At 41.6% G+C, this 13,614-nt stretch carries 14 protein-coding genes; 10 read left to right on the forward strand and 4 right to left on the reverse strand.

The window, feature by feature from the left end; translation table 11 throughout:
* Nucleotides 1-409: 409 nt before the first annotated feature.
* Complete coding sequence (locus PSI23_RS07575; protein ID WP_273554512.1) at nt 410-679, reverse strand: Ogr/Delta-like zinc finger protein; 270 nt, start codon at nt 677-679, stop codon at nt 410-412.
* 391 nt (nt 680-1,070) lie between these two features.
* Here PSI23_RS07575 and PSI23_RS07580 point away from each other — a divergent pair, with 391 nt between their 5' ends.
* The 3 genes from PSI23_RS07580 (at nt 1,071) to PSI23_RS07590 (ending at nt 4,156) form a co-directional block, all read left to right on the forward strand.
* Nucleotides 1,071-2,240, forward strand: a complete 1,170-nt coding sequence (locus PSI23_RS07580; RefSeq protein WP_273554513.1) for an MFS transporter — start codon at nt 1,071-1,073, stop codon at nt 2,238-2,240.
* Between the two features lie 275 nt (nt 2,241-2,515).
* On the forward strand, nt 2,516-2,950 hold the full coding sequence (locus PSI23_RS07585) for an acetyltransferase (RefSeq protein WP_273554514.1): 435 nt from the start codon (nt 2,516-2,518) through the stop codon (nt 2,948-2,950).
* 267 nt (nt 2,951-3,217) lie between these two features.
* Nucleotides 3,218-4,156, forward strand: a complete 939-nt coding sequence (locus tag PSI23_RS07590; protein WP_273554515.1) for a VirK/YbjX family protein — start codon at nt 3,218-3,220, stop codon at nt 4,154-4,156.
* A gap of 32 nt (nt 4,157-4,188) precedes the next feature.
* On the opposite strand, the gene PSI23_RS07595 is transcribed toward PSI23_RS07590, so the two are convergent.
* Nucleotides 4,189-4,785: a GNAT family N-acetyltransferase gene (locus PSI23_RS07595; protein ID WP_273554516.1), complete on the reverse strand. Its 597-nt coding sequence runs from the start codon at nt 4,783-4,785 to the stop codon at nt 4,189-4,191.
* A gap of 340 nt (nt 4,786-5,125) precedes the next feature.
* Between PSI23_RS07595 and PSI23_RS07600 the strand changes: the two genes are divergently transcribed.
* Nucleotides 5,126-7,147, forward strand: coding sequence for an oxidoreductase (locus tag PSI23_RS07600; RefSeq protein ID WP_273554517.1), 2,022 nt, complete (start codon nt 5,126-5,128; stop codon nt 7,145-7,147).
* An 82-nt stretch (nt 7,148-7,229) separates the two neighbouring features.
* Here PSI23_RS07600 and sstT read toward each other — a convergent pair whose 3' ends face one another.
* Nucleotides 7,230-8,474, reverse strand: a complete 1,245-nt coding sequence (sstT, locus tag PSI23_RS07605) for a serine/threonine transporter SstT (protein ID WP_273554518.1) — start codon at nt 8,472-8,474, stop codon at nt 7,230-7,232.
* Nucleotides 8,475-9,159: 685 nt separating this feature from the next.
* On the opposite strand from sstT, the gene PSI23_RS07610 reads away from it, so the two are divergent.
* From PSI23_RS07610 to PSI23_RS07630, 5 genes are all read left to right on the forward strand, one after another.
* The gene (locus PSI23_RS07610) at nt 9,160-9,828 is read left to right on the forward strand and encodes a DedA family protein (protein ID WP_273554519.1); all 669 of its coding nucleotides are present in this window, start codon (nt 9,160-9,162) and stop codon (nt 9,826-9,828) included.
* A 282-nt stretch (nt 9,829-10,110) separates the two neighbouring features.
* The gene (locus tag PSI23_RS07615; RefSeq protein ID WP_273554520.1) at nt 10,111-10,416 is read left to right on the forward strand and encodes an ElaB/YgaM/YqjD family protein; all 306 of its coding nucleotides are present in this window, start codon (nt 10,111-10,113) and stop codon (nt 10,414-10,416) included.
* 1 nt (nt 10,417) lies between these two features.
* Nucleotides 10,418-10,819 carry a phage holin family protein gene (locus PSI23_RS07620; protein ID WP_273554521.1) on the forward strand — a complete coding sequence of 134 codons (402 nt, stop codon included), beginning with the start codon at nt 10,418-10,420 and terminating at the stop codon, nt 10,817-10,819.
* Entirely contained in the window at nt 10,812-11,102 is a 291-nt protein-coding gene (locus PSI23_RS07625; RefSeq protein ID WP_273554522.1) for a YqjK-like family protein, read from the forward strand. Before PSI23_RS07620 ends, PSI23_RS07625 begins: the two co-directional genes overlap by 8 nt.
* A gap of 231 nt (nt 11,103-11,333) precedes the next feature.
* Complete coding sequence (locus PSI23_RS07630; protein WP_273554523.1) at nt 11,334-11,729, forward strand: DoxX family protein; 396 nt, start codon at nt 11,334-11,336, stop codon at nt 11,727-11,729.
* A gap of 63 nt (nt 11,730-11,792) precedes the next feature.
* On the opposite strand, the gene PSI23_RS07635 is transcribed toward PSI23_RS07630, so the two are convergent.
* On the reverse strand, nt 11,793-12,689 hold the full coding sequence (locus tag PSI23_RS07635; protein WP_273554524.1) for a LysR family transcriptional regulator: 897 nt from the start codon (nt 12,687-12,689) through the stop codon (nt 11,793-11,795).
* A gap of 113 nt (nt 12,690-12,802) precedes the next feature.
* Here PSI23_RS07635 and PSI23_RS07640 point away from each other — a divergent pair, with 113 nt between their 5' ends.
* Nucleotides 12,803-13,522 (forward strand): pirin family protein, encoded by a 720-nt coding sequence (locus tag PSI23_RS07640; RefSeq protein ID WP_273554525.1) that lies wholly within the window; start codon nt 12,803-12,805, stop codon nt 13,520-13,522.
* Nucleotides 13,523-13,614: the final 92 nt, after the last annotated feature.

Here is a 13,614-nt window from a genome sequence, read left to right on the forward strand (position 1 = left end):
ATTCCTGATGGTAATAAATACTTTTAATTTTTATTAGTGATGTTATTAATAAAGAAATTTTTCTCAGTATAAATTTGGTGTTATTTATCAGTTTGTTTATCATTATGGTTTATACCCAATGGATTTTAAGGTGCATCGCGGCGGCAAGGGAACGAATCCCCGGGAGCATAGATAACTATGTGACCGGGGTGAGTGAGCGCAGCCAACAAAGAGGCAACTTGAAAGACGACGGGTATATTCTAAATAAGCTACCAAAAGCGATAGCTTATATCCGATATAATTCAAGATGAATGATATAGGCCTATTTCGTTTTAAAAGTATAGTACCAATCTTAAATTTTTCAACAAAAAACAAACATTAATTTTACAAGTAAATTCTATGAATAATGAAAAGTTCGAAAGTAGCTTCATTAAGCAACAGAATCAGCTTTCAATAAGGCCAATGCCTCCTGACGTTGTTGCGGATTGAGGTTATTCACCATAGTCCGCAGCAATTTATCGCCATTTTTGGCACTGGGGCTTAATGTGTGTGAAAAAGTCAAATTCATGACAAATCGGTAACCACATTCAATATCAGCGCACGCACAGTAAAGATCGGCAATTTCATGGTGCTTCCGATTGGTTTTACTAATGACCGCTTTAGCGCCACATTCAGGGCAAAAAATTTTTAATACGCGCATCCTACTCATTCCCAATAGATTTATATTTTGGAGATTTTGACTTTTTGCGTATTTTACCCCTGAATTCATTTAATCTTTCTTAATATGGAATGTAATGTCGCTGATACATCAGGCTTCTTTCTACTCCAACTACAAAAAAAAATTCTAATGGGAATTGTTTCGTATATGCCCTTTTTCCATAAATCTTTTCATTCATGAGTATCAGTTTTTCTCGTTGTATCTCTTTGTGAGAAAAGACTATAGTCCGCACCACTCAAGGTTATTGAGTGAATTACTGCTTAAATCACCAAGATATATTCCAGTCCTTGGCATATATCGTGGCTGCCATTCGGCAAAATCTTGATGAGAAGCAGCGCATTTCTGACTGATTTTTTATGTGGAGACGACAGTAGTGAAACTGCTGCGCAAGAATGACAGTGCATTTGTACCTGTCGCCGGCTTGACTGTTTTTGCAATTGCTTCTGGTTACCTAATGAGCTTAATTCCTCTGTCGATGGCAAGTTTCAGCATTGATACAATTTATGCCAGTTGGTTAGCCAGTGCTTATTATATCGGTCTATTAATAGGTTCAATGATGATTGAGCCTGTTATTGCCAAGATAGGTCACCGTCTTTCATTTATTGTTTTTTTGTTGCTCTTATCAGCAACAGTAATTGTATTACCTTTTTTTCCAAATAAAGAAATCTGGTTAGTTGTTCGGTGTATTGCCGGCGTGGCCGTTGCTGGTGTTTTTGTCGTGGTCGAATCTTGGTTGTTAATTGGTGATAATCCCAAAGAACGCGCCAAACGCCTGAGCTTCTATATGACTTCCCTTTACGGTGGAACAACTTTAGGGCAGTTATTGATTGGGTCTATCGGCACTCAGGGGATGATCCCCTTTATGGTGATTTCGGCGCTGCTGTTTGTCGCTATTTTGCCTCCATTATTCGTGCGTCATGGACAACCTCCCGCGCTCCATCACCAGAGTATATCGCTGAGAAAAATCACTGAATTCAGTAAGCCAGCGATCGTTGGCTGTATAACATCCGGCATTGTTATGGGCACTATCTATGGCTTGATGCCTTTATCGTTAAGCCAAAGTGATTTCAATGCCGATCAAGTCGGTGTATTGATGGCATCCATTATTCTGGGCGGAATGGTCATACAGCCGATTATCAGTAAGCTGTCCGTCATCATGAGCAAAACTTTTCTATTGGCAATAGTGTCATTACTGGGTGTATTCGCTGTAGGAATAATGTATCTCTTTGAACATTATATTGTAATGATAGTGGCACTGGCACTTTTAGGTATGTCATCTTTTGCGCTGTATCCCATTGCAATTACTCTTGCTTGTGACAAGCTGGATTCGTCCTATATTGTAGCGGCAAGTCAGGTCATGTTATTAAGTTACAGTATTGGTTCCTCTATCGGGCCACTGGGAGCGGGGCATTTTATGCTACAGCACTACTTTCAAGCTCAGCATAATGGGCTGATGAGTTTCTTTTTCATTGTCTTATTGGTTACTGCAATTTATATGCTGCTGGCAAGCTTGGGCCGCAAAGAGCGTGTATTGGCAAGTTAGTTGCTAAATAATCTTAATTTGCATGAAAGCACCGCAACCTGTGGTGCTTTTTGCTTTTATTCCACTAATCCACATGTAGATTCTTCCATACTGTTTTTTGTTTGTTTTAAGCTGGATTTCTTTCCCCTAAAAACCAAACAATGCAACCATATCAATATCATTGACAATGATTGAACATATGCTCTCAAAGTTGCATTACATCATTTTTACTGTAAGATAGCCGCAAAAATGTCCAATCTGAAATTGAAAACGATAGAAAAATGGGGAGGTATTAAATGCAAATACAGCAAGCCACCAAAACTGATTTTTCGACACTGATTCAGATTTGGGAAGCCTCGGTACTTGCAACTCATAATTTCTTGCCCAAAGCCATGATTGAAGTTTTACGCCCGCAAATCCTTAACGATTATCTGCCTAATCTCACTGTTTATAAGGCTGTAGAGGGGCAAGATAATATCGTGGGATTTATCAGTACTGATCAATATCGAGTAGAAATGTTGTTTATTGCACCACAAGCGCGGGGAACAGGGATCGGCAAGATGTTACTGAAATTTGCCATTAAAGAATTACAGATCAATGAATTGGATGTAAACGAACAAAATACACAAGGCGTCGGCTTCTACCAACATATGGGATTTCAGGTTTTTTCCCGCTCAGAGCTTGATGGACAAGGGAATCCATTTCCTTTATTACATATGAAGCTGGCCTGAAATTCATTCAGCCAATATATCCTATTCCAGAAACACTTCAATCATCGTTGAAAGCCTCAGAATGACTTTCAACATTCTGCGGCTTTTCAGGGAATGAATAACAAAACGATTCTGCCAAAATGACAACAAAATAAGATTCTTTAATACAAAAAAATAAATAAATTTAAAGTAATGGAATATTTTGTAAACGACTGAGTGGAACTTGATAGTTAAATGATATAATGGCGTTTTTATAAGTATTTTTATTTCTATTGAGTTTAAGCATTAATGAATTATTTACAACAATCTACAGCTTCAGGTATGAAGCTGTTTACTGATCTTATTGGAAAACGTGTTACTCTAGGGGAGCACTGGCATTCTTCCAGCAATCGCACTAAATTTGCACTACGCAGTATCCTGACACCGGTTTCTACATTGAAATTGTTGAATGGCCTTGCCAGAACACCCCATTATTTGGATATTTTGAAAAAGCAGCCCAGTTTGCCTTGCAAATTACATCGCCCATACTTAAGTATTAATTTTAAGCGCAAACAAATTGTGAATGCTCTAAATGAACACTATCAACTATTATTCAAGCAATTAGAACCTGCCATTATTAGCAGAATTTTTGATATTCATGCTTATTTACTGGCAACCATTCAGGGTAAAAATGAAACATTTTTGATATATATTGACTCACTGGATAATCTGAATAAAGAAGGTGAACTCTCTTTATATATTACTACTGCAGAAAATGTCATTCTGGCTAAATGTGCATTTACTTTATTAACAATAGATGGCAAACAAACACTATTTATTGGTGTACTGCAAGGCCCGGCTAAAGGGGATAATTCTCTGGATATTATCCGCCACGCAACTAAAGAATGTTATGGACTTTTTCCCAAGCGCCTGTTAATTGAGGCTATTTGTCGTTTTTCCGAACATGTTAATTGTGAGCAAATCTTGGCAGTCAGTAACGAGACTCATATCTACCGTAGTATCCGTTATTGGCATAAAAAGAAGAAGCAAATGGTGGCGGATTATAATTCCTTCTGGGAATCCCTAAGTGGTATCAGAAAGGAAAATAATGACTTCCATTTGCCATTATTCATAGAAAGAAAATCTTTGGATGATATTCCCAGCAAAAAACGTGCTGAATATCGCCGTCGCTATCAATTACTGGATGATCTGGAAAACAGCATCAAGGAATCTCTTACAATAGTCTGATTTCCTGTCAGAAAGGAATACCAATTGGTAACTCAACGTGGCTTCGTCATTAACCATGTAAGATGGTTTTTAATGGCGGGCCATTCATTGAGAAGAATGCTATAAACGCAAGTATCTCGTAATGAACCATCTTTAGCTCGCAAGTGTTGACGCAAAATACCATCCAGTTTTGCCCCCAATCGCTCGATCGCCTTACGACTCTGGTGATTTAAAAAATGAGTGCGCAATTCCACCGCAACACATTCCAGTTCCTCAAATGCATACTGCAACAATAAAAATTTTGCTTCTGTATTGATAGCAGTGCGTTGGACAGAACGCGCATACCATGTAGAACCTATTTCCAATCTGGGAATACTCTCAACAATATTTATGTATGCTGTCATACCCACTGCCATTCCTGTTGCATTATCAATAACAGTAAAAGGCAACATGCTGCCATCAGTATGCAGGTCTAAACGGCGCTCAACTTCCTCATGGATATTTGCAGGATCAGGTACATTGGTATACCACAGTTTATGCAACTGCCCATCCTCAATGGCGCGAACAAATTCATCATGTCTATCATGCGACAAAGGTACTAAAGTTACACTTTTTCCTGTCAACGTAACCCAATCTGTTATTTTTCTCATACTTATTTACTCCATATTTATTTCTAATATGTTCTATTATTACAATACTTAATGCTAAATTTTTTATTTATATCACCATAGAATAGAGCATTTACAACATGCACAGCTAAAAGCATACAATAATCATAAATAAGAGGCATTTCTATTCTTAACAGATTTTCATTAAGGTGCCATTGATGCTCTATTTCATGATATTTGTCACAATCAATTAACAAAGTGATTCCAATAATGCTGGAACTGTCTAAATTTAAACATCATCTCATCCGACCACTTGGCTATATAGCTCCATACAGAGAAAAATAATATTTCTTGAGCTACCAAATATTTGATGGAGAATGCAATGAGCAACTACTCTCACCTGCTTGCACCACTGGATTTGGGCTTTACCATACTAAAAAACCGTGTATTGATGGGTTCAATGCATACAGGGCTTGAAGAACATCCCGACGGTGCCCAACGTTTAGCTCAATTTTATGCAGAACGAGCGGCGGGTGGCGTCGCATTGATTGTGACCGGCGGTATCGCACCAAACCAACAAGGCGCTGCCGCCATAGGGACAAGTGTCTTGAATAGTGAAGATTCCCTACCCCACCACAAGCTTATTACAGATGCTGTACATCAGGCCGGGGGAAAGATTGCTTTGCAAATCCTGCATACCGGACGTTACAGCTATCAGAAAAACTCTGTCGCGCCCTCAGCTATTCAAGCTCCGATTAATCCTTTTATACCTCAAGAAATGTCTGAGGAGGACATCCAGCAGACAATCAAAGATTTTGCCCGCTGCGCCCAGCTTGCACAACAAGCAGGCTATGATGGTGTGGAAATCATGGGCTCAGAAGGTTATCTGATCAATCAGTTTCTGGTCACACGCACTAATCATCGGCAGGATAAGTGGGGTGGAACCTTAGAAAACCGTATGCGTTTTGCTGTAGAAATTGTCAAAGCCGTCCATGCCATCACGGGAGAGCGTTTTATCATCATCTATCGTCTTTCCATGCTGGATTTAGTAGAAGATGGTTCTAATTGGCAAGAGATCGAACAACTGGCGCTGGAGATTGAAAAAGCAGGAGCCTCCATCATCAATACCGGCATCGGCTGGCATGAAGCCCGTATCCCAACGATTGCAACTATGGTGCCCAGAGCCGGGTTCAGTTGGGTCACTCAGAAATTAATGGGGAAAGTCAGCATCCCTTTAATTACAACCAACCGCATTAATGATCCCCAAGTGGCCGAACAAATTCTCAGTGAAGGTTGCGCCGATATGGTTTCCATGGCGCGTCCTTTCCTTGCTGATGCCGAATTTGTGTTGAAAGCCGAACAGAACCGCGTTGACGAAATCAATACCTGTATAGGCTGCAACCAAGCTTGTCTGGACAGAGTTTTTGTCGGCAAGTTGACGTCTTGTCTGGTCAACCCACGTGCCTGCCACGAAACCGAATTCATTACTGCCCCCGCCCAAGCCCCCAAAACCATTGCTGTCATCGGCGCAGGGCCTGCGGGACTATCCTTTGCCGTCACAGCCGCCAGCCGAGGACACCATGTCACGCTGTTTGAACGGGAAAATCAAATTGGCGGGCAATTTAATATTGCTAAACAAATTCCCGGCAAGGAGGAATTCCATGAAACCTTACGCTATTTTGAACGCCAATTAGCATTGAATGGTGTCGCATTGCGCCTCAACCATACTGCCACTGCCGACCAGCTTTCATCGTTTGATGAAGTTGTCATCGCGACAGGGATAACGCCACGTACCCCCAATATCGACGGCATTGATAATGAAAAAGTGCTGACTTACCTTGATGTATTGAAACACAAGCGGCAAGTCGGAAAACGCGTCGCCATTATCGGTGCGGGAGGCATTGGCTTTGATACCGCTGAGTATCTGAGCCAAAGCGGACAAAGCACCAGCCTGAGCAGTCATGCGTTTAGCCATGAGTGGGGAATTGACCAGACGATTACATATCGGGGCGGGTTAAGGCCAGATGGAGCACAAGTAGAACCTTCTCCACGCAGAATTTATCTGCTGCAACGCAAGGATTCCAAAGTCGGTGAAGGCTTGGGGAAAACCACTGGCTGGATACATAAAGCCAGCCTGTCTATGCGGGGCGTAATGATGCTTAATAGTGTTCAATATCTGAAAATTGATGATCAAGGGCTACATATCCGTCGTCATGATGAGCAACAATGCCTTGAAGTAGATAACGTAATTATCTGTGCAGGGCAGGAACCGATGAAAGAACTCTACCAGCCGTTGCAGGCAATGGGAAAAAGTGTGCATGTGATTGGTGGTGCAGATGTCGCAACCGAATTGGATGCCCGCAGAGCTATCGATCAGGGGGCCAGACTGGCGTTGAAAGTGTAACAAGCCAGATCCGGATAAAAATCCAAAGAAAAACGGTGATAATTCGTCGAGCAATTATCACCTTTTTAATTACAGCAAATAATTAACGCTGAGCTAATTGGTCAGTAGCCATGCGGGCATCTTCTGCCTGACAAGCCGCAGCAGTAAATAGTACATCAGTGGATGAATTCAGGCCTGTTTCAGCAGAGTCCTGTAAAACACCAATGATAAATCCCACAGCTATAACCTGCATAGCGATTTCGTTGGAAATACCAAACATGCTACATGCCAGTGGGATCAACAATAATGAACCACCCGCGACCCCAGACGATCCACATGCAGCGATGGCTGAAACTACGCTCAGCAATATCGCTGTAGGAATATCCACAGACATGCCCATAGTGTTCACTGCCGCCAGTGTTAATACAGTAATGGTTACCGCAGCACCAGCCATATTGACAGTTGCACCCAACGGAATGGAAACAGAATAGGTATCTTCATCCAGATTCATGCGGCGGCACATTGACATATTCACGGGAATATTAGCGGCTGAGCTGCGGGTAAAGAATGCCGTTACACCACTTTCGCGTAAGCACTCAAAAACCAACGGGTAAGGATTACGACGGATTTTCCAGAAAACAATCAGTGGATTGACGATCAGAGCAACGATAATCATACAGCCAATCAGGACGGTTAACAGGTGAACATAATCGAGCAAAGCTGTAAAACCAGTTGTCGCAATCGTTGAAGAAACCAACCCGAAAATGCCAATAGGGGCCAGACGGATAACGACACGTACAATCTGTGTCACTGATTCTGACAAATCTTGAAGCAGTGCCTTTGTTGATTCTTTAGCATGGCGCAAAGCAATGCCTAAACCAATTGCCCACACCAAAATTCCAACGTAATTCCCTTTCAATATCGCATCGATCGGATTGGCAACAATATTGATCAATACCCCTTTCAGTACCTCTACAATATTTTCCGGTGGTGATACTTGAGCATCATTCATCACCAACGCCAACGTCGATGGGAACAGCATACTGCCAATTACGGCCACTACTGCTGCAAGGAATGTTCCGATAATGTACAAGAAGATGATCGGGCGAATATTGCTTTTCTGGCCTATCTTGTGGTTTGCAATCGAAGACATGACCAATATCCACACCAAAACAGGAGCCACCGCTTTCAAGGCTCCTATAAAAAGTGTTCCAAGCAGTTCAACCGATTCAGCCGCAGAAGGCGCTAACCATGCCAGTAATATCCCCAGTATTAATCCGAGCAGAATTTGTTTTACTAGGCTTCCTTGTGTAATGTACCACACAAAGCCTTTTTGTTGTTTTTCCATAGTCTATCCATTTGATATTTTTGGCTCATTGAGCTTGATGTTTTTGTGTTTACTTTCCCAGTATAGGGAAATTAAGAGAACGCCAAAGCGTAATTCCTTGCAATATACAGACAACACAACGATTGATAACAATTCAGTTACATTTGTGTGATCGAAACTGCAAATTTCTCATCGCAATACATTCATAACGTAATAAATGTGACAATAAAAAATAGAAAATTAATCCATAAATTCAATATATTATAAAAAATCCATTTTCAGAAATAAACACAGATTATTTGTTTAATACGAATAGCATGGAGGGATTATTTTTCGTCAAATTTAGTCAATGAACAGGGGTGGATTAGCTGAAAAGATAGATAAATTTAATCCATTCGCATGATAAATTGCCATTAATGCTATTTTTGGGAAATTCATCAAATGATTAATTAATTAATTGATATATCCGAATGAATTACTTTTACATTGAGTTAATGTTCAATTGCTCAACAAAATTTTCTGTCTCGCTACTGCTGATTTTGTTAAAGTGTCCCTGTCAATCTTTATGCCATCTTGAAGGGATTTCGAGAGCATTTTATGACAATGGAATTTAATGCTTTGTATTTCAAAGCAACCAATAGAAATTCACCATAAATGCACCATAAAAGTAAGATGCAATCCTTAACCCGCGTTTTAGGAACATTTGATGGAAATTGTAACAGACCTTATTTATGCACTTTGGCACCAAGATTACGAAACACTAGCTAATCCATCATTAGTATGGGCGATCTACATCCTGTTATTTACTATCCTATTTCTGGAAAATGGAATATTACCTGCCGCATTTTTACCCGGTGATAGTCTATTGATATTAGTTGGTGTCTTGATTGCAAAAGAAGCCATGAGCTTTCCTGAAACTTTAGTTATTCTTACCGCCGGAGCAAGCCTTGGCTGTTGGGTTGGATATCTTCAAGGAAAATGGCTTGGCAATTCGAAATTAGTTCAGAGCTGGTTGTCACACCTTCCCGCACATTACCACCAACGTGCACATAACCTATTCCATCGTCATGGCTTATCCGCCTTACTGATAGGTCGTTTCATTGCTTTTGTCAGAACATTGCTACCAACACTGGCAGGCCTTGCCGGGCTAAAAAATGGACGTTTCCAAATATTCAATTGGCTTAGCGGATTCCTGTGGGTGATTATTCTAACAACACTGGGTTATGTTCTTGGTAAAAGCCCTCTGTTCCGCCAGTATGAAGAATATCTGATGAATTTTTTGGTTCTGTTACCACTGTGCTTACTGCTCATCGGCTTAATTGGCAGCCTGGTCGTCGTTTGGCGGAAAAAACGCGCTAATAATTCTTCCCTATAACAATCGGCTGTAAAGTCATCTACTTTAAAACAATCTACTTTAAGCAATTGGCTTTATAACAATCCACTTTTTCCCTGTGATATGACCAAAAACATATCACAGGGCATTACTCTCCCGGCCCATTTCACTTATCTATTAAGCGCTCCCTCTCGTCCACTTCAAACAGTTTTTTAGATTAATTCGTAGCATATTATGACAATTTTTCATCTATTCATGCTTTAAACTCCTTATAAAAGCGTCTATGGTAGAGATTCATCCACCGTATATTTTAGGAGATAAGTAATGCCACAGAAAAGAAGCTCTGAAGATTTACGCGCTGAGTTACAATCCCTCGCGGATACTCTGGAAGAAGTCCTTAATGACTCTGGTGAAAAATCGAAGGCTGAACTGGAGAAATTACGCAGTAAAGCAGAAAAAATGCTGAAAGATGCACGTCATGCCCTCAATGATGCCAACGATAAACTAGTCGATCAAACGAAAGAAATTGCCGGTCATGCAGATAATTATGTCCGTGACAATCCGTGGACTGGTATCGGTATCGGTGCAGCAGTTGGCGTTGTATTGGGTGTTCTGCTTTCAAGGCGCTGAAATGACTCAATCCCCTCACTCGAAAGGCCCTGGAAAAGGGCTATTTGATACTGTACGACGAGTAGCAGCAATTGTCGTTCATATGGTTGAAACCCGTATCAAACTCATCGCTGTCGAACTGGAGGAGGGAGCAGCAACGCTGATACATCTGCTTCTGCTGGTAGGGTTTACCTTAGTGTTCGCGGGCTTTGGCCTGATGTGCCTATTGGTGCTGATATTCTGGGCTATCGATCCAGACTACCGAATAACGGCAATGGTCATCACTGCCGGAACGCTACTGTTCCTCGCCGTATTTAGTGCAATATGGACGATAAAAAAAGCCCGAAAACTGACCTTTCTTAACGCAACCCGAGAACAGTTGAATGTTGACCGAAAAATGCTGGAGGGTGACCATCATGAATAAATCGGGGTATCATCAGCGAAAATTGCGAAAACAGCAGCTGTTAAAAGAGATCCAGCAACAACGACAGTTACTCTCTGTTTATAGCCGGAGCTGGCTTGAAGCCACGCAAGCTTATGATAAAGGCTGGCAAACTTTGGCTGCTTTCAAGCCTTATTTCGCCATTGGCTCTGGTATTGCCCTGATTTATGGTCTGCGCCATCCCAAGAAATTTTATCGCTGGTCACGCCGTATGGTCAGCATCTTGGGGTTCATGAAAGCCATGCGAAATACATTATACAAGTAAGTCGCCACAATTCTGTTTCTTATTCAAATCCCCTTTTGTACTATGACTAATTTCTTCAAAAAAACTGCATGAAATTGTTAATATTCCTTACTATCAACAAATAACACCTCTCTTTAGAATACCACCCATCAGCCAATGATTAACAAATTGTGCCATTTAGTTCATTTATTGGACAAAAAATCAAAATAAACAGCTTATTTATCGCTACCTGCGGTATTTTTGGAGACGTTCATGAAAAAATTTGAAGATAGTAGCCTATTGGTTGCCCGTATTTTAATATCCGTTCTTTTCATTATCGCAGGGTATGGAAAACTAGGTGATGCCTACGCGGGAACGCAGGAATTTATGGAAGCCATGAAGGTACCGGGAATTTTACTGCCACTGACTATCTTACTTGAACTTGGTGGCGGGCTTGCTGTGCTGTTCGGCCTGTTAACCCGTACCACGGCTGTGTTTACATTTATTTTCTGTATTCTGACAGCTATTCTGTTCCACAATGATTTTTCAAATGACATGAACCTGACTATGTTCCTGAAAAATTTCTCCATCGGCGCAGGTTACCTGCTGCTGGCTATGATGGGACCAGGAAAATTCAGTATTGATCATGCATTGAAGAAAAACTGGTAGAAAAAACTGGTAGAAGCTGAAAGCCCCTTGCTGTGTAATCGCAGCAAGGGGCTTTCATGCACGCTATTTCTTCGCAAACAATTTGGGGATTTCACGTAAGCACCAGGACTTCGCTTCTCCCATACTATCGCGCCGCCATGCCATGATAATGTTGGTTTCATGGCTGTATTCCGAACCCACAACACACAAGCGGCCTTCAACAATATCTTGTTCCACCATAGGATATGGCATCGTAGCCACGCCCAACCCAGCCAAAAGCGCCCGACGTTTATCTTCCAGTGTACTCACCGTTAAACGTGGTTGTTTATCCAATAATTTAACCGTCAATACAGGACGCTCCCTTGCCGTATCAGCTACTGCTATTCCACGATACTTTACTCGTGTAGTATCAGACAGTGGTTCGGGCTCATGATGGATAGGATGATCCACACTGGCAACATAGACGTTATTAATAGAATAAAGTGCCCGCGAATTCACTTCCGCCGAAGCCCTAAAATGAAGGTCAGGTGCAATCACAATATCAGCATGCCCGGTTTCCAAGCGCTCCCAAGCACCTGCCAGTACTTCCGTCATTAACGAAAGTTGTGTATTCGATTTAGTAGCCAGTTTATCCACGATAGGAAAAAGTGATGTGATTGGGAACAGGGCTTCACACACAATAGTCAGGTGTGTTTCCCAACCGCGGGCAAGCGCTTCGGCATCTGCTGTCAATTTATCTGCCGCTTCAAGCAATAATCGCCCTCGTTCCAACAGCATCCGGCCAACATTGGTAAATTTCGTGCGATGACCAGAACGATCAAACAGCACAACATCCAGCTCTTCTTCCAATTTCTGCATGGTGTAACTCAATGCGGAAGGAACTCGGCCCAACTCATCCGCTGCTGCAGCGAAACTTCCCCGTCGGTCTATCGCATCCATTACCCGCAGGGATTCCAATGTAAGCGCTCGTTCTTTACCCATATTTTTCTCAATCAGGAATTTTGAATATAGCCACCAGATTAACTGGCTAACATTTCAACGTCCAGATAATTAAGATCGAGAATAATAGATCTATAGTTGAAGAGATTACAGTCATGATTATAACGAGAACAGCAAATCAATGCGGAAAAGCTGATTATGGTTGGGTACAGGCTCGCTATACTTTTTCATTTGGTCACTATTTTGACCCAAAATTTTTGAACTACCGGGCACTGCGTGTTCTTAATCAGGAAGTTTTGGCACCAAAAACTGAGTTCCAACCCAAAGCTTACCCTCATGTTGATATTCTGAATATTATCCTGCAAGGGGAAGTTCAATATCGGGACAGTGAAGGCAACAACTTCCAGGCACGTCAGGGGGATTGCCTGCTATTTTCTGCCCGTCAGGGAATTCGTTACAGTGAGCACAATACCAGTGACAAAATACCACTGACACGGCTGCAACTCTGGCTCAATGCTTGCCCTCAGCAAGAAGCACAGCCATTACAGCGTAAGGTACTGACAAACAAGCCACTCACATTGCTGGCCTCGCCTACGTCAGAAAACAATAGTATGCGTCTGCGCCAACAAGTCTGGATAAGCTATCTCGTGCTTAAGCCCCATAACAACCAGATTCTGACTTTGCGAGGCAAACATGCTTACCTGCAATCCATCAGTGGTAACGCAATCATTCGCGGTAACATAAGAATCAAGGATAACAAAAGCAGAGAGGTAATGATCAAATGCGGGGATGGTGTATTCATTCAGGAAGAGCAGGAAGTGATATTACAGGCGGATACTCCATTTCGAGGCCTATTTATTGATTTGAATGACTAATTCCTTTTGTTCCTGATACCCATTCCATGTTGAGCCAATTTACCCAGTTTACCCATAAATGAAATAAGCCCTATAAAGCTTTCGCTCTATAG

Source organism: Xenorhabdus yunnanensis (assembly GCF_028598805.1).
Lineage (GTDB): Bacteria > Pseudomonadota > Gammaproteobacteria > Enterobacterales > Enterobacteriaceae > Xenorhabdus > Xenorhabdus yunnanensis.

Excerpts from the sequence above, each read along its gene's own strand:
- PSI23_RS07575 (WP_273554512.1), bottom strand. The coding sequence starts at position 679 with ATGCGCGTATTAAAAATTTTTTGCCCTGAATGTGGCGCTAAAGCGGTC.
- PSI23_RS07585 (WP_273554514.1), top strand. The coding sequence starts at position 2,516 with ATGCAAATACAGCAAGCCACCAAAACTGATTTTTCGACACTGATTCAG.
- PSI23_RS07590 (WP_273554515.1), top strand. The coding sequence starts at position 3,218 with ATGAATTATTTACAACAATCTACAGCTTCAGGTATGAAGCTGTTTACT.
- PSI23_RS07595 (WP_273554516.1), bottom strand. The coding sequence starts at position 4,785 with ATGAGAAAAATAACAGATTGGGTTACGTTGACAGGAAAAAGTGTAACT.
- PSI23_RS07600 (WP_273554517.1), top strand. The coding sequence starts at position 5,126 with ATGAGCAACTACTCTCACCTGCTTGCACCACTGGATTTGGGCTTTACC.
- sstT (WP_273554518.1), bottom strand. The coding sequence starts at position 8,474 with ATGGAAAAACAACAAAAAGGCTTTGTGTGGTACATTACACAAGGAAGC.
- PSI23_RS07610 (WP_273554519.1), top strand. The coding sequence starts at position 9,160 with ATGGAAATTGTAACAGACCTTATTTATGCACTTTGGCACCAAGATTAC.
- PSI23_RS07615 (WP_273554520.1), top strand. The coding sequence starts at position 10,111 with ATGCCACAGAAAAGAAGCTCTGAAGATTTACGCGCTGAGTTACAATCC.
- PSI23_RS07620 (WP_273554521.1), top strand. The coding sequence starts at position 10,418 with ATGACTCAATCCCCTCACTCGAAAGGCCCTGGAAAAGGGCTATTTGAT.
- PSI23_RS07625 (WP_273554522.1), top strand. The coding sequence starts at position 10,812 with ATGAATAAATCGGGGTATCATCAGCGAAAATTGCGAAAACAGCAGCTG.
- PSI23_RS07630 (WP_273554523.1), top strand. The coding sequence starts at position 11,334 with ATGAAAAAATTTGAAGATAGTAGCCTATTGGTTGCCCGTATTTTAATA.
- PSI23_RS07635 (WP_273554524.1), bottom strand. The coding sequence starts at position 12,689 with ATGGGTAAAGAACGAGCGCTTACATTGGAATCCCTGCGGGTAATGGAT.
- PSI23_RS07640 (WP_273554525.1), top strand. The coding sequence starts at position 12,803 with ATGATTATAACGAGAACAGCAAATCAATGCGGAAAAGCTGATTATGGT.